Source organism: Bounagaea algeriensis (assembly GCF_054491375.1).
This window is the reverse complement of record NZ_CM137102.1, coordinates 3,723,822-3,743,401: the sequence shown is the minus strand read 5'-3', so window position 1 is coordinate 3,743,401 and position 19,580 is coordinate 3,723,822. Positions and strand designations below refer to the sequence as shown.

General features: G+C 71.1%; 11 protein-coding genes and 2 riboswitches. Of the genes, 5 read left to right on the top strand and 6 right to left on the bottom strand.

The genetic code is table 11. From position 1 onward, the window contains the following. Window positions 1-155 precede the first annotated feature (155 nt). The 5 genes from ACVGV2_RS17005 to ACVGV2_RS16985 form a co-directional block, all read right to left on the bottom strand. Window positions 156-3,974, bottom strand: a complete 3,819-nt coding sequence (locus ACVGV2_RS17005) for an ABC transporter ATP-binding protein (RefSeq protein ID WP_459166031.1) — start codon at window positions 3,972-3,974, stop codon at window positions 156-158. 313 nt (window positions 3,975-4,287) lie between these two features. Continuing rightward, window positions 4,288-5,145, bottom strand: coding sequence for an ABC transporter permease (locus ACVGV2_RS17000; RefSeq protein ID WP_459163351.1), 858 nt, complete (start codon window positions 5,143-5,145; stop codon window positions 4,288-4,290). Continuing rightward, entirely contained in the window at window positions 5,145-6,203 is a 1,059-nt protein-coding gene (locus tag ACVGV2_RS16995; RefSeq protein ID WP_459163350.1) for an ABC transporter ATP-binding protein, read from the bottom strand. The genes ACVGV2_RS17000 and ACVGV2_RS16995 overlap by 1 nt, the downstream gene beginning before the upstream one ends. A gap of 344 nt (window positions 6,204-6,547) precedes the next feature. After that, window positions 6,548-7,783 (bottom strand): alanine dehydrogenase, encoded by a 1,236-nt coding sequence (ald, locus tag ACVGV2_RS16990; RefSeq protein WP_459163349.1) that lies wholly within the window; start codon window positions 7,781-7,783, stop codon window positions 6,548-6,550. A gap of 185 nt (window positions 7,784-7,968) precedes the next feature. Continuing rightward, window positions 7,969-9,555, bottom strand: coding sequence for a helix-turn-helix domain-containing protein (locus ACVGV2_RS16985; protein WP_459163348.1), 1,587 nt, complete (start codon window positions 9,553-9,555; stop codon window positions 7,969-7,971). Window positions 9,556-9,654: 99 nt separating this feature from the next. Further along, window positions 9,655-9,755: riboswitch (glycine riboswitch) on the top strand. Window positions 9,756-9,759: 4 nt separating this feature from the next. After that, window positions 9,760-9,843, top strand: a riboswitch (glycine riboswitch). Between the two features lie 77 nt (window positions 9,844-9,920). Between ACVGV2_RS16985 and gcvH the strand changes: the two genes are divergently transcribed. From gcvH to ACVGV2_RS16970, 3 genes are all read left to right on the top strand, one after another. Next, complete coding sequence (gcvH, locus tag ACVGV2_RS16980) at window positions 9,921-10,289, top strand: glycine cleavage system protein GcvH (RefSeq protein ID WP_459163347.1); 369 nt, start codon at window positions 9,921-9,923, stop codon at window positions 10,287-10,289. A 194-nt stretch (window positions 10,290-10,483) separates the two neighbouring features. Next, window positions 10,484-11,839, top strand: a complete 1,356-nt coding sequence (locus ACVGV2_RS16975; protein ID WP_459163346.1) for an L-serine ammonia-lyase — start codon at window positions 10,484-10,486, stop codon at window positions 11,837-11,839. Between the two features lie 113 nt (window positions 11,840-11,952). Then, on the top strand, window positions 11,953-12,795 hold the full coding sequence (locus tag ACVGV2_RS16970; protein WP_459163345.1) for an IclR family transcriptional regulator: 843 nt from the start codon (window positions 11,953-11,955) through the stop codon (window positions 12,793-12,795). A 66-nt stretch (window positions 12,796-12,861) separates the two neighbouring features. Here the strand turns inward: ACVGV2_RS16970 and ACVGV2_RS16965 are convergent, their stop codons facing one another. Then, complete coding sequence (locus ACVGV2_RS16965; protein WP_459163344.1) at window positions 12,862-16,773, bottom strand: hydantoinase B/oxoprolinase family protein; 3,912 nt, start codon at window positions 16,771-16,773, stop codon at window positions 12,862-12,864. A gap of 496 nt (window positions 16,774-17,269) precedes the next feature. Between ACVGV2_RS16965 and ACVGV2_RS16960 the strand changes: the two genes are divergently transcribed. Both ACVGV2_RS16960 and ACVGV2_RS16955 read left to right on the top strand, forming a co-directional pair. Further along, window positions 17,270-17,968 (top strand): isochorismatase family protein, encoded by a 699-nt coding sequence (locus tag ACVGV2_RS16960; RefSeq protein WP_459163343.1) that lies wholly within the window; start codon window positions 17,270-17,272, stop codon window positions 17,966-17,968. Window positions 17,969-18,185: 217 nt separating this feature from the next. Beyond that, the gene (locus tag ACVGV2_RS16955; RefSeq protein WP_459163342.1) at window positions 18,186-19,535 is read left to right on the top strand and encodes an MFS transporter; all 1,350 of its coding nucleotides are present in this window, start codon (window positions 18,186-18,188) and stop codon (window positions 19,533-19,535) included. Window positions 19,536-19,580: the final 45 nt, after the last annotated feature.

Sequence of the window (19,580 nt, the reverse complement as noted above, 5' to 3'; positions counted from 1 at the left end):
TGCTGCGCATGGCCTCGATCACGTCGGCTGCTGGTACGCGCTGCTGCCAGATTATCCGCCATGCCCGGGGTGGTGTTTCAACAGCGCGTCGGTGTGAGTCGCGACTCCGCCCGCAAGCGCGGCGCACACGCCCTGCGGAATCGCTTCAGTACCTGCTACGCGATCTGGGACTCGTCCGCGGCCACCTCCGATCCGGCGGTGTCGCTGCCGGAGGAGTACCACAGCCGCGCGTACCGCCCGCGCCGCCGCAGCAGCTGCTCGTGCGTGCCCTGCTCGGTGATCCGGCCACCGGCGACCACGACGATGCGGTCCGCCTGCGCCGCCGTGGCCAGCCGGTGCGCCACCAGGAACGTGGTGCGCCGCTGCGTCACGCGCCGGCTCGCATCGGTCACCAGCGACTCCGTGGCCGGGTCCAGCGCGGCCGTGGCCTCGTCGAGCAGCAGCACGTCGGGATCGACGAGCTCGGCCCGGGCCAGGGCCACCAGTTGCCGCTGGCCCGCCGAGAGCTCCCGTCCGCGCTCCCCGGTCTGCTGGCGGAAGCCGCGCCGCAGCTGGGCGATCCCGGACAGCGCGCCCACGTCGCGAGCGGCGGCCTCGATCCGCGCGGGGGGCGAGTCGGGACGTCCGTAGGCGATGTTCTCGGCGACCTCCCCGGAGAACAGGTGCCCCTCCTGCGGCACGATCGCCGTCCGCCGGTGGAACGCGTCCGGGTCGTAGCTCCGCACGTCCACCCCGTCGACGAGCACCGCGCCCGCGGTGGGGTCGTAGAACCGGGAGAGCAGTTTGATCAGCGTCGACTTGCCCGCACCGGTCGCCCCCACCAACGCCACCGTCTCACCGGGGGAGACGTGCAGCGACACCTCGCGCAGCGCGTCCTGCCCACCGCCCGGGTAGCGGAACGACACTCCGCGCAGCTCGACCTCCCCGCCCAACCGGTCCGGCACGGGCACCGGGTTCCGCGGGCGCGGCACCGACGTCGGGGTGCGCAGCAGCTCGCCGATGCGCCGCAGGCCCACCCGCGCCTGCTGGTACTGGTCGAACACGCCGGACAGCTGCTGGATCGGGGAGAAGAACTGGTTCAGGTACAGCATGAACGCCACGAGCACACCCGCGGTCAGGCCTCCCGAGGCCACGCGGGCCGCACCGACGCCGAGCACGGCCGCCTGCGCCACCTCGGACAGGAACGCCACGAACGGGAAGTACGTGGCGATGTAGCGCTGCGCCCGCAGGCGGGAACGGCGGTAGGCGTCGCTGCGCCGCGAGAACAGCTTGGCCGAGTGCTTCTCCCGGCCGTGCGACTGGGCCACCCGAAGCCCGGCCACGTTCTCCTGCATGTCCGCGTTGACCGTGCTCACCCGCTCGCGTGCCTCGGCGTAGGCCACCGAGGACAGCCGACGGAAGATCACCGTGGCCACGACCAGCACCGGCAGCACCGCCATGGCCACCAGCGCCAGCTCCGGATCCGTGACCAGCAGCGCTCCGGCGATGCCCAGCAGCGTGAACAGGCTGACCACCGCCGTGGCCAGACCGGTCTGCAGGAACGTGGACAGCGCGTCGACGTCGGTGGTCATCCGGGTCATGATCCGCCCGCCGAGCTCCCGCTCGTAGTAGTCGAGCCCGAGGCGCTGCAGGTGGGCGAAGCTGCGCACCCGCAACGTGTACAGCAGCGTCTCCCCGGCGCGCGAGGCCGCGACCGTCTGCAGCTTGACGAACACCCACCCCGCCGCCACGAGCACCGCGCCGACCGCCGTCACCAGCCACAGCACGTTCGCGTTCTGCCCGGTGACCCCGTCGTCGATGCCCACGCGCACCAGCGAGGGCAGCGCGACCGAGGTCAGCGCGTCGGCGGCCACGAGCAGCACGGTCAGCAGCAGTCCCCACCGGACCAGGCGCAGCGTGCGGCTCAGGCGGAAGTGCGGATCGGGAGCCTCCGGGTCGGCCCCGCGCAGCCGCGGCTCGTCGGTGGCCGCGGGCAGGCGGCGCAGCCCCTGCTCCAGCTCCGCGGTGGAGCGCCCGCCCGTTTCCGGCGCGTCGTGCCCGGAGCCGCCGGCCCCGGCCGCGCCCGCGGCCCGCACGGCCTCGACGGTCTCCTGCGGCTCCGGTTCCGGCCACAGCCGCGGCGTGGTCCCGTCCGGCCCCGGTTCGTCGAGATCGGCGGGGTCCTGGTCGTGGCGCGTGTCGAGCGCGCCTTGCGGGGAGGCGAGCAGCGAGCGGAACAGCGAGCACCGCTGCTGCAGCTCCTCCTCCGTGCCCACGTCGACGACGCGGCCCGAGTCGAGCACCGCGATCCGGTCGGCCAGGGCCAGCGTGGAGCGGCGGTGCGCCACCAGCAGCGTCGCTCGCGTGCGCATGACCGAGCGCAGCGTGTCGTGGATGGCCGCTTCCGTCGTCGGATCGACCGCCGAGGTGGCGTCGTCGAGCATCAGCACGCGCGGGTCGGACAGCAGCGCGCGGGCCAGCGCCACGCGCTGGCGCTGACCGCCGGAGAGCGTGTGGCCGCGTTCGCCCACGACCGTGTCGTAGCCGTCGGGCAGGGCGCTGATGAACTCGTGCGCCTCGGCGGACTCGGCGGCCGCGCGGACCTCGGCGTCGGTGGCTTCCGGGCGCCCGTAGGCGATGTTGCCGCGCACCGTGTCCGAGAACAGGAACGCCTCCTCGAACACCACGCCCACGGCCGAGCGCAGCGAGGCCAGGCGCAGCTCGCGCAGGTCGCGGCCGTCCTCGCCGGGAGGACCCAGGCGCAGGGAACCGCCGTGCGGATCGTAGAAGCGCGGGAGCAGCAGCGAGACGGTGGACTTGCCGGAACCGGCAGGCCCCACCAGCGCCAGGGTTTCGCCGGGGCGCACCCGCAGCGACACGTCGCGCAGCACCGGCTGGTCGCGGGTGTAGCCGAAGGTGACGCCGTCGAGCTCGACCTCGAGCGACCCGTCCGGCACGTCGACCGCGCCGGGCCGGTCGGTCACCTCCGGCTGCGAATCGATGACCTCGTGGATGCGTTCCACACCCGCCCGGGCCAGCTGGCTCTGGACGATGATGCTGGACAGCATCCGCGCGGGCCCGGCCAGCATCGACACGTAGCCGGCGAAGGCGACGAACGTGCCCAGGCTGACCTGGCCCTGCAACGCCATCCAGCCGCCGAGGCCGAGCACGCCGACCTGGCCGGCCGCGGGCAGAGCCGACAGGCTCGCCGCGGGCACGGACGTCATGCGCGCGGCCCGCAGCCGCTCGGCGAACAGCCGCCGCGCGCGGGACTCCAACGCCCCCACTTCGCGGGCCTGCTGCCCGAAGCCCTTGACCACGCGGATGCCGGTGACGTCCTCCTCGACCTGCTGGGCGATCTCGGCGGCGCGCTGCTGCGCCGACCAGGTCGCGGGGAACAGCGTCTTCTTGCTGCGGGCGGAGACCACGGCGATCAGCGGCACCACGACCAGCGCCACCACGGTCAGCAGCGGCGACAGCCACAGCATCGCCCCGAGCGCGATGACGCCGAGCACCAGCGATCCCAGCGCCATCGGCAGCATGGACAGCAACGCGTTGATCAGCTGCAGGTCGCTGATGGACCGGGAGACGACCTGGCCGGTGCGCATCGCGTCCTGCTTGCCGCCGTCCAGGCGCTGCACCGCGCCGAAGACGGCCCGGCGCAGGTCGTGCTGCACGTCGAGGGCGAGCCGGCCGGCGCTGTAGCGGCGGACGAAAGCAGCACCGAAGCGGAACAGCCCCAGGCCGAGCAGCGCACCGATGATCCAGGGCAGGCTCGCGGTGGAGCCGCGGACGGCCTCGTCCACGGCGCGTTTGGTCAGCAGCGGCACGAGGGCTTCCAGCCCGACCGCGGTGCCCGCCGCACCCAGCGCGAGCAGCAGCGCTACGGGGTGGCGCCGGCACGCGGCGAACAACCGGCGGACCCACCCCGCCGCGGGCCGGTGCGCGAAAGCGGGGTCGTCGGGCTCGTCCTGCGTGGTGTTCGTCGTCTCGATCTGCGCCGTGCCGGAATCCTTCACCTCGCCAGGTTAGGCCGCTTCGCCGACAGGCGCGGCAGCCTCTCCACCCCCGCAGCCCGGCCATCCCCGCAGCCCGGCCATCCCCGCAGCCCGGCCACCCCCGCAGCCCGGCCACCCAGGCAGCTGGGCCAGCAGCGGGTTCTCCTGTGCGGCTCTTCGTGAGGAAGGCTCGACGTTGTGTGTGGCTACCCGATGTCGAGCACACGGAGCGAGAGCAGTGCAGGAGGTTCCACCACGGAAGTGCTACTCCGCCGCGGAAGTGCTACGGGGAGGAAGTAACAAACGCTTTTCACAGGATGTCGCGGCGGCGGCTGGCGGCCCAGCCGAGCAGCACGATCACCGCGGTGTAGCCGGCGAACGTCAGCAGGCTCGCCCACCAGGGGTGACCGCTGCTGCCGCCGGCGAACACGTGCAGCGTTTCGGCGACCTCCGGCGGTACGTAACCGCGCGTGGCTCCGGAGATCTCCGCGAGGAAGATCGGCACGGCGAGGTTGCCCACCGCGCCGCCCGCCGCGGAGGCCGGCAGGTACGCGCTGATCGCGTTCGCGGTGATGTTGCCGGAGCTCGTCAGGAACGACGCCAGCATGGATTCGAACGGGAACCGGTACAGCAGCAGGACGAAGATCGAGGCCACGGAGTGGGCGATCAGCGCGCCGAGCCCGACGCCGAGCACCGTCCACAGGATCATCACCAGCACCCCGGCGCCGCCGACGGCGAACCAGTCGAGCGGGCGGCCGAAGCCTTCCAGGCCCGCGCCGACCAGGGCGCCGATGCTGGAGCACAGGACGTTGACCAGTCCGTAGACCAGGCCCGCGGCCGCGTAGACGAGCAGTTTGGCGCCGAGGACGGCGCCGCGCGGGTTCCCGGTGAGGAACGTGGTGGTGATGCTGCGGTTCCAGTGCTCACCGGAGACGGCGAGCGCGCCGAACAGGGCGGCGAAGACCGTGCTGAAGTTCGTCGCCATGGACACCGTCAGCAGTCCGAGCGGCAGCGTCTGCCCGAAGGCCTGCTGCAGCTCGTTGAGCGTGCCGATGGCCGTGCCGAGCCAGCCCGCGAGGAAGCTGAGCACCGCCACCGGGATGAGCAGCGCCCACCACAGGTGCGTGGTGGTGATCTTGCGGATTTCGGCGCGGACCAGCCCGCCCATCAAGCGTTACCTCCGATGCCGGGACCGTGCGGGGGCTGTCCGGATGAGGGAGGTCCGGGCGGTCCCCACGTTCCCGGTCCTGCCTGCGGTGGTTGCCCGCCCTGGGGCGGCGGCCCGGGCTGGCCCGGTGCGTACGGCCCCGGGGGTTGGCTGCCCGCGTACTGGCCGCTGGTGAGCTGGAAGAACAGCTGCTCCAGATCCAGCTGCTCGGTGTTGGCCTCGTACAGCGCGACTCCGGCGCGCAGCGCGATCTCGGCAACGGTGCGGGAGTCCGCGCCGGTCACGGCGATCCGCCCGTCGGGCAGCTGCTCGTAGCCCAGCTCGTGCTCGGCCAGCGCGCTGGTCAGCGCGGCCGGGTCGGAGGCGCGCACGAGTGCGCGGGTGCGCTGCGCGGCGCGCAGCTGGTCGAGGTGCCCGTCGTAGACGCACTGGCCGCGGCTGATGATGACCGCGTGGTCCACGGTGTGCTCCATCTCGCGGAGCAGGTGGCTGGAGGCGAGCACGGTGCGGCCGCTGGCGGCGAACGAGCGCAGGAAGTTCCGCAGCCACGCGATGCCCTCGGGATCGAGGCCGTTGGCGGGTTCGTCGAGCACCAGGATCTGCGGGTCGCCGAGCAGTGCGGTGGCCAGCGCCAGTCGTTGTCGCATGCCGAGCGAGAAGCCGCCGGCTTTGCGCCGGGCGGCGTTGCTGAGCCCGACGAGGTGCAGCGCGCGCCGGGCCTGCTCGTCCGGCACGCCCATGGCGGCGGCGTAGCAGCGCAGGTGGTCGATCGCGGTGCGTCCGGGGTGGAAGCTCTGCGCGTCGAGGACCGCGCCGACGACCGAGGCCGGTCGCGGCAGCCGGTGGAAGGCGAGCCCGTTGACGGTCGCGGTGCCCTCGCTCGGGTTGACCAGGCCGAGGATCATGCGCAGCGTCGTGGTCTTGCCGGAACCGTTCGGTCCGAGGAAGCCGGTGACGACGCCTGGCTCGATCGCGAAGCTCAGGTCGTGCACCGCGTGGACCGGTCCGAAACTCTTCGTGAGTCCCTGCACCACGATCCGACCGCTGTTGTCGTGCACACACCCCTCCTTGTCCGGACCGGCCCGCGCGGCAGCAGGTGCGAGCCGACGCCCATCCTGCCGGATCACCACGTGGCTTCCGGCGGGCGGCACCGGGTTGTGGTGCGCGTCTCAAACGGGCTGCGGAGTGCAAGCAGGGCGGTGGAATGTCACTCGATAGGGGCTGTATCGATTCGGTCGTGAAATCCCGGGCTCGAACGGGCACTGATTCTCGGCAAACGGCGCCACGTGACCTACACTGAGTGGTGGCGGCCCGCTCCCGGTGACCCCCAGGCCGGTTGAGCGGGCCGCCCTCTTGTCCCCGGCGTGACCCTCCGGCAGCTGCCTGGTAGTACTTCGTCGCGTCACTGTCGGTCGCTACCCGGAGGGCGCGAGCCCTTCGCCGTTTCGGCGCGACAGCTCGCGCCTGCCTCGACCGCCGACCCGCTCGCAACCGGCCCCCCAACCGGCCCCACCGCGGGGCCCTGCTCGAGGACTTCCTCCACTGCCGTCGCGGTGATCCCGTGCGCCAGCCCCACGGGCTCGTTGGTCAGGGTGCCGTCGTGGGCGTTGAGCCCGCCGGCCAGCGCCGCGTCCTCGCGGCAGGCCCGCTGCCAGCCCTGCTCGGCCACGCGGAGCACGTACGGCAGGGTCACGTTGGTCAACGCGTGCGTGGAGGTGTTCGGCACCGCGCCCGGCATGTTCGCCACGCAGTAGAACACCGAGTCGTGCACCTGGTAGGTCGGTTCGTCGTGCGTCGTCGGGTGCGAATCGGCGAAGCAGCCGCCCTGGTCGATGGCGATGTCCACCAGCACGCTGCCCGGCTTCATCGCCGCCACCAGCTCGTTGGACACGAGCTTCGGCGCCTTCGCTCCGGGGATGAGCACGGCACCGATGACCAGGTCCGCCTCGCGCGCCGCCTGCTCGACGGTGTACCGGTTGGACGTCACCGTCGTGATCCGACCGCCGAAGGCCTGGTCGATCTCGCGGAGCCTGCCGACGTTGGTGTCCAGCAGCTGCACGTCCGCACCCATGCCCAGGGCGATGCGCGCGGCGTTGAGGCCGGCGACCCCGCCGCCGATGACCGCCGCGCGGGCGGGTGCGACGCCCGGTACGCCGCTGGGCAGCATGCCGCGGCCGCCGCTCGGCCGCATCAGCGAGTGCGCGCCGACCTGCGGTGCGAGCCGTCCGGCGACTTCGCTCATCGGAGCGAGCAGGGGCAGGCTGCCGTCGTCCAACTGCACGGTCTCGTAGGCGATGCCGGTGACGCCTGCGCTGAGCACCGCCCGGGTGAGCTCCGCCGAAGCGGCCAAGTGCAGGTAGGTGAACAACACCTGCTCGCGCCGCAGGTGCGGGTACTCCTGCGGGACCGGCTCCTTGACCTTGAGGACGAGCTCGCCCTCGCCCCACACGTCCTCGTGCTGCCGCAGCACTTTCGCGCCCGCGGCCAGGTAGTCCTCGTCCGGGATCGACGAGCCCGCGCCCGCTTCGGTCTCCACGAAGACCTCGTGCCCGCGGGTGGTCAGCTCGTGCACGCCCGCGGGGGTGAGCGCGACCCGGTACTCGTTGTTCTTGATCTCGCGCGGTACAGCGATGCGCACGGTCGGTCCTTTCCCTCGGTGTCGCGTGTCACGATCCGCCAGCCCCGCCGGGCGACGCATCGTTCCCGCACGATGAGCATGCCCGCTGCTGTTTGTCCTGTCAGCACAAAACAGCTGCGCAGCCCCGGCGCATGCCTGATCGGACGGCCGCGGAACCGGTGGGCTGCTCGCCGGCTTCCCGCGAGTCAGTCGTGCTGGGCCCACTGCCCGGCCAGCAGCTGGACGAGCAGTGCCGACCGCACGTCCGGATCGTCCAGGTCGAGCTGCAGGAGCTCGTCGATCCGCCGCATCCGGTACCGGAACGTGTTCGGATGCACCCGCAGTTCGCGGCTGGCGCGCCGCGGCTCCGCCGGATGCCGCAGGCAGGCGTGCAGCGTGGCCACGTAGTCCGAACCGTGCCGGCGGTCGTGCTCGCGCAGCGCCGCGAGCGACCCCAGCTCGCCCACCCCCGCGTCCGTGGCCGCCCCGGCCATCCGCGAGAGCACCAGCGCCGGCCAGTGCTCCTCGTACACCGCCACCCGCGCACGGGTGAGCCCGCTGCGGGACAGCCCCACCAGTTCGTCGGCCTGCCCGCGGGAGGTGGAGAGATCGGCGACCCCGAGGGCCGTGCCCACGCCGATGAGCGGACGCGGCTCGATGTCCCAGCCGGCCAACGTCTCCCGCAGCATGCGCCACCCGCCGGGACCGGAACGCTCCGGTACCACCGCGTACAGCAGGTTGCCGATCTCCGTGACCAGCGGGTGCGGCCCGACCCCGCGGGTGACCCACTCCCAGAGGCTCAACCGGTGCCCGGCGTCCGGCCCTTCCTGCGCGGGCACCTCGATCGCCACCACGCGGTGCGGCTCGTTGGACACGGCCAGCTCCGCCGTCGCCGCGCGCCACCCCTCACCGCCCTGCAGCAGCAGGCGCACCTGCTCGGCCGAGCGCTGCCGCTCCGCGTCGGCCACCGCGCGCCAGCGCAGCAGGCGCAGCGCCACGAGCGGGGCGGTGTCGGCGAAGGCGGTGGCGCGCTGCTCGGAGACCTCCTCCGGCACGACCGCCCACATCGACCCCAGCAGTTCACCGCCCATCCGGATGGGCACCACCAGACGCGGCAGCGTGCCGTCCTGCTGGGCGGGCACGAACACGGCCGAGCCGGACTTGCTCAACTGCCGGAACGTGCCGCGGGCGCGGAACTTGGCGAGCACCTCGTCCGGCTGGCGCCGTCCCATGATCGTCGAGACGCGCGCCGGGTCGATCCGGTCCTGCCGCGCCGAGTGCGCCAGCACCTGCGAATGCGCGTCCTCGATCGTGACCGGCGCGTCGACGACGTCGGCGACCGCATCGGCCACGCGGAACAGATCGCCCAGACCCGGCAACCCGGTGAACGCGCGCGCCTCGCCGGCGACCGCAGGGGCGTCCGGCTCCTCCCGGCCGCCGGTTTCGGCCAGCGCGGCGCGCACGAGCCACACCAGCTGCGCCCACGACGTGCCGGGCAGCACCTCCACGAGCGCGAGCCCGGCCTCCTGCGCGGCCGTGCGCACCGCCTCGTCCCCGGGCCACGGCGTCTTGCACAGCAAGCCGGCCGCGCCCCGCTCGGCGCACTCGGTGACGAGCCCGACCACCTCGCCGCGGTCGTGGCACGCCACGCCGAGAACCAGATCACCCCCGGTGATCGTGATGTCGGCCTCAGCGATGACGACGTCGCGCACGCACGGGGACGCGTCCGGCAGGACCGCCGCACGCAGCAGCGTCGGGCCCACCCGCTGCACGAGCGCGGAGAGTTCCAACATGAGCTGCCTCACTGGAGCGGCGGATCGAAAGCGAGGTGGGCGTGTTGACAGCCCGCCGCCTCCGTTTATGGTGACCACACCGACAATCGCACAAGCCGAGGATCCCGAGCGGGAGAGACCCCGAGCGCCCCCTGGGCGCCGGGGCGCCGAAGGAGCAAGACTCCCCGCAAACTCTCAGGCCCCATGACCGCTCGGGGAAGGTGACTCTGGAAAGCCGGCATCACCGCTGATGCCGCACCCACGGTGCAAGCCGCGCACGCGGCGAAGCTCTCAGGTTCCGCAACAGAGGGGGAGGCCCATCCCGGGCAGGCGGCTGCGCACTGACCACGGCCTGCCCAGACGACGAACGGACGGAGCCTCCCGACATGACGTTGCCGAGCGAACTGCACTACACCGAAGAGCACGAATGGCTCTCCGATTCCGGTGAGGTCACCCGGGTCGGCATCACCGAGCACGCCGCCGACGCCCTCGGCGACATCGTCTACGTCCAGCTGCCCGAGGTGGGCGAGCGGATCGAGGCCGGGCAGTCCTGCGGCGAGCTCGAGTCCACGAAATCGGTCAGCGACCTCTACGCGCCGGCGACCGGCGAGGTCACCGCCGTCAACGAGGCCGTGGTCGACGATCCGGCGATCGTCAACTCGGACCCGTACGGTCAGGGGTGGCTCATGGAGGTGCGCGTCACCGAGATGGGCAAGGTGCTCACCTCGGAGGAGTACCAGCAGCTCATCGGGTAGATCTTGAGACGACCCGGGCGGACGGTGCTCGACCGGCCACCGTCTGCCCGGGATCCACGAGCCACCGGCCGCCGGTGCACCGTTCCGCCCGCGTCCACCGCGGTGCCGCTGCACGGGAAGGACCAGTGCGACACCGCGGCTGCTGCGACCGGGCGCGGTCCCGCGGCCCGACAGCACAACAGGGGGACCGATCAATGGCGATCAGCGTCTTCGACCTCTTCTCCGTGGGAATCGGACCGTCGAGTTCGCACACCGTCGGCCCGATGCGCGCTGCGCGCATGTTCACCGAACGTCTCGAGCGGGACGGCGCCCTGCCCGCGGTCGCACAGGTGCGAGCCGAGCTGTTCGGCTCGCTCGGCGCCACCGGAGCCGGCCACGGCAGCCCGAACGCCGTGCTGCTCGGACTGGAGGGCAACGCTCCCGAAACGGTCGACCCGGCCGTCGGCGACGAGCGCGCGGCGGAAATCCGGAGCAGCGGCAGCCTGCGGCTGGCCGGCACCCGCGAGATCCCGTTCCAAGTGGACCGCGACCTCGTGCTGCACCGGAAGGAATCGCTGCCGGTGCACCCCAACGGCATGCGGTTCACCGCCACCGACCCCTCCGGTGCGGAGCTGGCCAGTGCCGACTACTACTCCGTGGGCGGCGGTTTCGTCGTCGACGAGCAGGCCAGCGGCACCGACCGCATCGCCGCGGACGCGACGGCCGTGCCCCTGCCGTTCCACAGCGGTGAGCAGCTGCTGCACACGGCCGTCGAGCTGGGCCTGCCGATCAGCGAAGTGATGCGCGCCAACGAGATGTCCTGGCGCAGTCCGGACGCGGTGCGCGAAGGCCTGCTGCACATCTGGCACGTGATGCGCGAGTGCGTCGACAACGGGTGCCGCGCCACCGGCCACCTGCCCGGCGGGCTGAAGGTGCGTCGCCGCGCGGCCGACCTGCGGGCGAAACTGTCCGATGAGGACGACTCGACGGAGTGGGTCGGGTTGTACGCGCTGGCGGTCAACGAGGAGAACGCCGCCGGCGGTCGCGTGGTGACCGCGCCGACCAACGGCGCCGCCGGGATCGTGCCCGCCGTGCTGCACTACTACGCGCGGTTCGTCCGCGGCGCCGACGAGGACGGCATCGTGCGCTTCCTGCTCACCGCGGGCGCCATAGGCGCGTTGTTCAAGGAGAACGCGTCGATCTCCGGTGCCGAGGTGGGCTGCCAGGGCGAGGTCGGCTCGGCCTGCTCCATGGCCGCCGCCGGGCTCACCGAAGTCCTCGGCGGAACCCCGGGGCAGGTGGAGAACGCCGCCGAGATCGCGGTCGAGCACAACCTCGGGCTGACCTGCGATCCGATCGGCGGGCTGGTGCAGATCCCGTGCATCGAGCGCAACGCGGTCGCCTCGGTCAAGGCGATCACGGCGGCGCGCATGGCGCTGCGCGGCAACGGTACCCACTTCGTGTCCCTGGACAAGGCGATCAAGACGATGCGCAACACCGGGCGCGACATGAAGGACAAGTACAAGGAGACGGCGCGGGGCGGCCTGGCGGTCAACGTCATCGAGTGCTGATCCGGCCGCGCGGATTCGCGGAGGTCTCACTGCGTGCGATACCGACGAGCGCCCGAAGCTCCTCGCGCTAACCTGTCACCGGTGTCGTCACGTCGTGAAAGAGAACCCAGTTGATGAGTGACTCCCAGCCGTCTCCGGCATCGGGCACCGATCGTGCGGAGGCCCCCTCTTCCGACCTCGCAGTCGAAGGTCAGGGGAGGGGGCCCCTGCACTCGCTGCTCAACGGGATCCGCGTGCTCGAGGCCTTCTCCGTCAGCGAACCGATGCTGGGGGTGAGCGAGATCGCTCGCCGGGTCGAGCTGCACAAGAGCACGGCCTCTCGCGTCCTGGCCACGTTGCAGCAAGCCGATCTCGTCGAGCGCGACGCCAACAGCGGCAGGTACCGGCTGGGTCTGGGCATCATCGGCCTCGCGGGGCCGCTGCTGGCGCACCTCGACGTCCGCAGCGTCACGTATTCCGCGCTCGACGAGCTCGTCGAGCTCACCGGTGAGACCGCCGCGCTCAGCGTCTGGAGCGGTCACGAATCCATAGTCGTCGAGCAGATCCCCAGTCCGAAGCAGGTCAAGCACACCACGCCGCTCGGGACGCGGTTCTCGAAGATCGCGAGCGCCACGGTGCAGGTGTTCCTCGCCGAGCAGAACGAGCCGGAGGTCCGGCGGCTGATCCGGCACGGTCTGCTGTCCGCCACCACCGGAACGGAAGACGACGTCGCGCACCTGCTGGAGCGCCTGGCCACCATCCACGAGCGCGGCTACGCGCTCAATGACGGGGAGACCGATCCCGAGGAGTTGTCCGTGGCAGCGCCGATCCGGGATCACCGTTCGACCGCGGTTGCCGCGGTGCTCCTCTCGGTGCCCCGTTCGCGGTCGAACGCGTTCCTGATCGACGACTACGTCCGCCGCGTGTGCGAGGTGGCCCAGAACGTCTCGGCGCGCCTCGGCGCGGGGCGCGGTTAGGCGTCTGGGAGAGCCTGGAGGTGGGCTGCCGCGGACGGATCCGCGGCAGCCCACGCGGGTTGCGGGTTACGACGAGGTGTGCTGCGCGGTCCGCCGCTCCCGTTCCCGGGCGGTCGCGGCGGTGTCCACGGTCATCGTGCGCGGGTCGAGCACCACGCCGTAGTCGCGCTGGGCGCGCTCGATCGTGGTGAGTTCGTCGAGGACGTCCTCGCGCACCTGCTCGGCGTCGCGGCTGCACGGGTCGCCGTAGCCGCCCGAGTTCGGCACCGTGATCTCCACGCAGTCCCCGGCCTTGAGCTGCCGGGCGTTCACCTTGGACGGCCACTGCTCCTCGTCGGGCTCACCGGGGTTCTTGACCAGTGAAGCGTTCATTCCGTCCTGCCCGCCGAAAACGCCCCACGGCACGTCCGATTCGTGGCGCTCACCTTCGCAGGTCACGACCGTGTCGGTGAGGAACCGGTTGACCCGCACCACTCCGACGCCGCCGCGCGTGCGGCCGGCCGCGCACGGGTCGTCGCGCAGCTCGTAGCGGTCGGTCCGCATCGGGTACCGCCATTCCAGTTCCTCGATCGGGTTGTTGCGGGTGTTGGCGATCAGGCAGTCCACCGAGTCGAGGCCGTCGCGCTCCGGCCGCCCGCCGTAGGAGCCTTCGTTGACCTCGAGGTACACCCAGTACTCGCCGGCGGACTCGTCCCACCCGGAGTAGGACATGAAGTGCAGGTGGGCCGAGTTGCCGGCGGTGATCTGCTCCGGCAGGACCGGTGACAGCGCTCGCAGCGCCAGGTCCACGGCTCGCTGTACCTGGCAGAAGCGGGCGAAGCAAGCTCGCGGGTACCGCGGGTTGAAGATGGTTCCTTCCGGTGCTGTGACGTTGACCGGACGCAGCATGCCCTCGTTCTGCGGAACGAACGTCGAGTGCCCCACTTCGTCCAGGAAGATCATCCGCGTGATGAAGGCGAACGCGGACATCGTCGTCCCGTCGAAGGGGCAGTTGTAGGCGGTGGGCACTTCGGGGCTCGAGCCGGTGAGGTCGTAGGTGATCTCGTCGCCCTCCACGATGACCTTCACCTTGACCGGGAGCTTCTCGCCGTGGTTCACGCCGTCGTCGTCGAGGTAGCCGGTGTCGGTCTCGTAAACGCCGTCGGGCACCTTGGCGATCTCGGCCCGCAACATGCGTTCCGAATAGGACAGCCACGACGTGCTCGCTTCGAGCACCGTGTCCTTGCCGTACCGCCCGATGAGCGTGAGGTAGCGACGCTTGGCCAGGTCGCAAGCGGCCATCATGGCCTCGATGTCGCCCGCGTTCTGGGTGGGCGTGCGGGTGTTGCTCAGGATGTGCTGCAGCAGCCGTTCCTGCCGCACGCCCTGATCGCTGATCTTCACGGCGCGGAAGATCTGCCCCTCCGCCTGGTTGTCCACCAGGTCGATCGCCAGGCCCGGGTAGGCGCCGCCGATGTCGAGCAGCTGTCCGGACGCGCCGGCGAAGCCGACGCACTCGCCGTCCCAGAAGATCGGGGTGACCACGGCGACGTCGGGGGAGTGGGTGGCGCCCATGTAGGGGTCGTTGTGCAGGATGACGTCGCCTTCGCGGATCTCGTCCCCGAGCTCCTCGATGACCCCGCGCACGATCTTCGGCATCGCGCCCATGAACATCGGCGTGGAGTCCGACTCGGCCAGCACGTTCCCGTGCGCGTCGAAGATGCCCGCTCCCAGGTCCTCGGACTCGCGGATGATGGAGGAGTACGCCATCCGGAACAGCACGCTGGCCATTTCCTTGGCGATGGACGCGAAGGCCCCGCCGACGACGCGCATCAAGATCGGGGCCGCCAGGTCGTCGCCGTCCGCGGCGTGCTCCCCGTGCTCGGCTTGCTCCCCGTGCTCGGCGTCCGCGGTCCGGTCGCGCGTGGGGCAGGCGAGGACGATGTTCCCGTACGCATCGATCGATGCGGTGAACTGCGGTGGCACCACGGTCGTCGTGTCGTACTGCTCGATCACCGCGGGTCCGGTGATTTCGTGCCCGGTCGTGAGGTGATCGCGGTCGTAGAACGGGGTGGGGTGCGGCACCGCGTGCCCGCCCTGGTCGAAAACGACGTCGCGGCGGTCGAACTCGGCGGAACCCACGGGCTGCTCCGTGGCCGGCCACCTCGGCGGTTCGAGCGGTTCGATCTTGCCGATGCCGACCACGCGGATGTTGATCAGCTCGACCTCGGCCCCTGCGAACCGGTGACCGTACTCGGCCTCGTGCGCCTCGTGGAAAGCCTGCTGCAGACGGGCGACCCAGGAGTCATCGATGTCCCCGTCCGGAACCTCGAACCGGATCTCGTAACCCTGCCCCGCGCAGCGGCAGTCGGCCAACCACTGCACGACGCGTTGGCCCGCGGGCACGCCGTCTTGGTCGAGCTGCTCGATCGCTTGCTCGGTGAGCTCGCGGTAGCGCCGCTGCAGCCTGGCGTGCTCCACGGTGCTCACGGTGTGCCGCTCCGTGGCGACGAACTCGTGCTTGTGATCGGTGGCCAGCAGGCCGGTGGCCGCGATGATCCCCGGGTTCGCCGGGACCAGCACGCGGGGGATGTCGAGCTCATCGGCGATCTCCGCGGCGAACAGCGGTCCGGCGCCGCCGCCGGCGACCAGCGTGAACTCCCGCGGGTCGTAACCGCGGCGCACCGAACTGAGCTCGATGGCCTGGGTCATGCCGAACTTCTGCACCTGCACGGCGCCCAGGGCGGCTTCCTCGACCGACATGCCCAGTTGGTCGGCGAGGTGCGAAACGGCTTCGCGGGCCGCCGAGGTGTCCAGGCGCATCCCACCGCCGGCCAGGCCGCGGTCCGGCCGCATGCGGCCGAGCACCACTTGCGCGTCGGTGGCGGTGGGCTCCACGCCACCGCGTCCGTAGCAGGCGGGGCCGGGGACGGCGCCCGCGGACTGGGGGCCGACGCGGAAGACTCCTCCCTCGTCGATGTGCGCCAGGGAACCGCCGCCGGCACCGATCGTGTCGATGTCCACCATCGGCACCATGGCCTGGTAGTCACCGACCTTCGTGTCGAGCAGGTGCCGCATCCGCATCTCGCCGTCCACCGCGACGCCGATGTCGGCCGATGTGCCCCCGATGTCGAGGGTGACGACGTTGTCGCTCTGCGCCAGCGCTCCCGCCCAGATACCGCCGGTGAGCCCGGCGACGGGCCCGGACATCAGCAGGTTGACCGGGTGCTCCACGGCGGTGTCGAGCGGGACCATGCCGCCGGAGGACTGCATGATCAGGACTTCGTGCTCGAAGCCGCGGTTCGCCAGCTCGGAGGCCAGGTGCCGCAGGTAGGACGAGACCCGCGGCCCGACGTAGGCGTTCAGGGCCGTGGTGGAGAACCGTTCGAACTCGCGGTACAGCGGGACGACCTCGCTGGAGATCGACAGGTAGCAGTTCGGGTGCTCCTCGAGGACGATCTCCTTGACGCGGCGCTCGTGGGCGTCGTTGAGGTAGGAGTGGAGCAGGCACACGGCGATGGCTTCCACCCCCGCGTCGCGGAGGTGGCGCACCTCGTCCCGCACCTCCTGCTCGTCCAGGGAGGTGAGGACCTTGCCGTCCGGGGCGGTCACGCGCTCGGCGACCGTCACCCGGTTCCGGCGCTTGACCAGCGGCTGGGACTGCCACGCCAGGTCCTGCTGCAGCGAGAAGTTGTGCGGCTTCTTGTGGCGGCCGATGTGCAGGATGTCGCGGAAGCCTTCGGTCGTGATGAGCCCCACCTCGGCACCGGTGTGCGTCAGGGCGATGTTCGTGGCCACGGTCGTGCCGTGCAGCAGTTGGTCAATCTCGTCGAGTCGCACACCCGCCTTCTCGCAGAGCGCGGTGAGCCCGTCGAGCACCGCGCGCGAGGGGTCTTCCGGGGTCGAGGCGACCTTCTCCACGACGACGCTGCCGGAGCTCTCATCGAGGAAGTACAGGTCGGTGAACGTGCCACCGACGTCAACGCCAATTCGCTTCATGAAGCCATCTCCTTGCCACCGGTCGGGGATGCGCGGGCGGGTTCCCGCCACGGCCTCGCCCTGGCTGGTGCGGGCGAGAGCACCCGCACCGGAATTCCATGCCGTCGATGCGAATGAAGGGCAACGTAGATGCCACATCAGCAACGGTCAACAGCGACTGAGGTTCCTCGCGGTTGCTCGTTCGTGTAGTTCCACCCAGCAGTTCCTGGGTGCGGGGTGCGGTAGCGGGCACTTCGAAACGGGGTTATGAGATCTGTCGCTGCACGCTTACGCGTCGTTGTGCTGCAAAAACCGTGTCGCCGAGGAACAGCGCGGAGCTCGGGCTTCGAGTGGGCGCTGTGTCGCGCCCAACACGTTCGTCGTGAAGGATATGGCAACGCTGTTGCGTATTTGGCGACACTGAGTCAGGCTCTTGAGTACGGGCGCCGGCCGGTGGCCGAGCGCTCCGAGATTTCCACGGCCCTCGTGGTGCCAGTTCACTGGGAAAGGAAACATCGTGTCGGAAGAACTGCAGCGGCTGCTGGACCAGGCCTTCTCCGCGGACTCCTCCGAATACCGCGAACGCGGATTCCAACGGCGGGTCGGATACGGTTCGCGGCCAGCCATCGTCCACATCGATCTCGCGAATGCGTGGACGCGTCCGGGACACGCCTTCACGTGCGAGAACATGGACGTCATCATTCCCGCCTGCCAGGACCTCAACCGGGCGGCACGCGCCAAGGGCGTACCGATCGTCTACACCACGACGGCCTACGAGGTCACCGACAGCGGGCAACCGTCCGACATGGGGCTGTGGGCGAGCAAGATCCCCCTCGAGACCCTGGCGGTCGGAAGTCCCGGTGTGGACATCGACGAGCGCATCGCTCCGGCGAGCGGCGACCAGGTGATCACCAAGAAGCGCGCCAGCGCGTTCCACGGCACCAACCTGGCGTCGTTCCTCACGGCGAACCGCATCGACACGATCATCGTCACCGGGGTCACGATGGCCGGCTGCGTCCGGCACACCGTCGAAGACGGCATCGCCGAGGGGTTCCGCCCGATCGTCGTCGAGGAAGCGGTCGGCGACCGGGTGGACGGTGTCGTCGCGTGGAACCTCTTCGACATCGACGCGAAGTTCGGCGACGTCGAACCGCTCGAGAACGTGACCAGCTACCTCGAGGGGCTGCCCAAGTTCTCCGAGACTACCGCGAGCTGATCGCAGCAGGCGGGGCCGGCTGGTTGACCGGCCGGTTGACCGAGCGACCGGGCGCGGCAAGCGCCCCGGCCCCGTCGAGGCCCCGGGCCGTCGCAGGCCTCGGGGCGTCGAGCGAAGACCCGAGGTGCCGGCGGCGCCGCTGGGCGCACCGCAGGGGCGGCGCGCTGCGCGGATCGCTGCGGTACCCGAATCCGCACGCCGACGAGGGAAGTTGCTCATGGGATCCGACCACGACCGTTCCACGGTCCTGCGCAAGGTGACGGTGGCCGCGGTAGCGGGCACTGTCGTCGAGTGGTTCGACTTCGCGCTCTACGGCTTCCTCGCGCACATCCTGGCGACCCGGTTCTTCCCCGGGGACGACGGGCTCGTGGGACTGCTGCAGACCTTCGCGGTGTTCGCGGTCGCGTTCGCGCTGCGGCCGCTGGGCGGAGTCGTGTTCGGCGTGCTCGGCGACCGCGTCGGCAGGAAGCGGGCACTGGCGCTGACGGTGCTTCTGATGTCCGGGTCCACCGCCGCGATCGGGCTGCTGCCCACGTACGCGAGCATCGGGATCGCAGCACCGCTGCTGCTGACGGCGGCGCGCTGCCTGCAGGGACTTTCCTCGGGGGGCGAGTACGCGGGGGCCTGCACCTACCTGATCGAACACTGCCCGCCGAACAACCGCGGGAGGTACGCGAGCCTCCTGCCCGCGGCGACCTTCGGCGCGTTCGCGCTCGCCGCCTCGCTCACGTACGTGCTCACGGCCGCGTTGCCCGCGGAGCAGATGAACAGCTGGGGATGGCGCGTCGCCTTCCTGCTGGCCGCGCCCGTCGGGCTCATCGGGTTCTACATCCGGCGGCGCCTCGACGAGAGCGCCGTGTTCCAGGAGCTCCGCAACGACTCGGCGTCCGCGACGGCGTCGCTCGGCAGGAGCGTCCGGCCGCAGCTCTCCCCGATGTTCCGCCTCGGCGGCGTCGTCATCACCACGGCCCTGTCGTTCTACGTGCTTTCGGCTTACATGACCACGTTCCTCCAGGAAGTGGTCGGTATGCGGGTGGAGCACGTACTGCTGTCCAACGTGGTGGCGCTCACCTTCGGCGTGCTGCTGGCACCCTTCGCCGGGGTCCTGACCGACCGGGTCGGTCGGCGGCGCACGCTGTTCGCGGCGTGCGCGGCGCTGGTCGTGCTGGCCGTACCCGGGCAGGTCGTGGCGAGCACCGGGACGCTGCTCGGCGCCCTCGGCGGCCAGCTGATGCTCGGGTTGGGCACGGTAACGATCAACGTGGTCACGGCCGTGCTCCTGGCCGAACTGTTCCCGACCGCGGTGCGTTACACGGCCTCGGCCGTCACTTACAACGTGGCGTACGCGCTCTTCGGCGGCACAGCCCCGTTCGTCGCGACGTTGCTCGTCGCGCTGACCGGCAGCGAGTTCGCGCCCGCCGGATACCTGACCGCGATCGCCGCCGTGTCCCTCGGCGTCACGGCTCTCCTGCCCGAAACCGCGGGCCGTCCGCTCAACCCCAGCGCGCAGGAGACCGCCGCGGAAAGGACGCAACACCGGACGTCCGCCCGGGCCCAGCACCCGTAGCGGCCGCCGAAACGGCGCCAGCGCCCGATGGTCCACCTCGGAAGC

Excerpts from the sequence above, each read along its gene's own strand:
- ACVGV2_RS17000 (WP_459163351.1), bottom strand. The coding sequence starts at position 5,145 with ATGGGCGGGCTGGTCCGCGCCGAAATCCGCAAGATCACCACCACGCAC.
- ACVGV2_RS16985 (WP_459163348.1), bottom strand. The coding sequence starts at position 9,555 with ATGTTGGAACTCTCCGCGCTCGTGCAGCGGGTGGGCCCGACGCTGCTG.
- gcvH (WP_459163347.1), top strand. The coding sequence starts at position 9,921 with ATGACGTTGCCGAGCGAACTGCACTACACCGAAGAGCACGAATGGCTC.
- ACVGV2_RS16975 (WP_459163346.1), top strand. The coding sequence starts at position 10,484 with ATGGCGATCAGCGTCTTCGACCTCTTCTCCGTGGGAATCGGACCGTCG.
- ACVGV2_RS16970 (WP_459163345.1), top strand. The coding sequence starts at position 11,953 with ATGAGTGACTCCCAGCCGTCTCCGGCATCGGGCACCGATCGTGCGGAG.
- ACVGV2_RS16965 (WP_459163344.1), bottom strand. The coding sequence starts at position 16,773 with ATGAAGCGAATTGGCGTTGACGTCGGTGGCACGTTCACCGACCTGTAC.
- ACVGV2_RS16955 (WP_459163342.1), top strand. The coding sequence starts at position 18,186 with ATGGGATCCGACCACGACCGTTCCACGGTCCTGCGCAAGGTGACGGTG.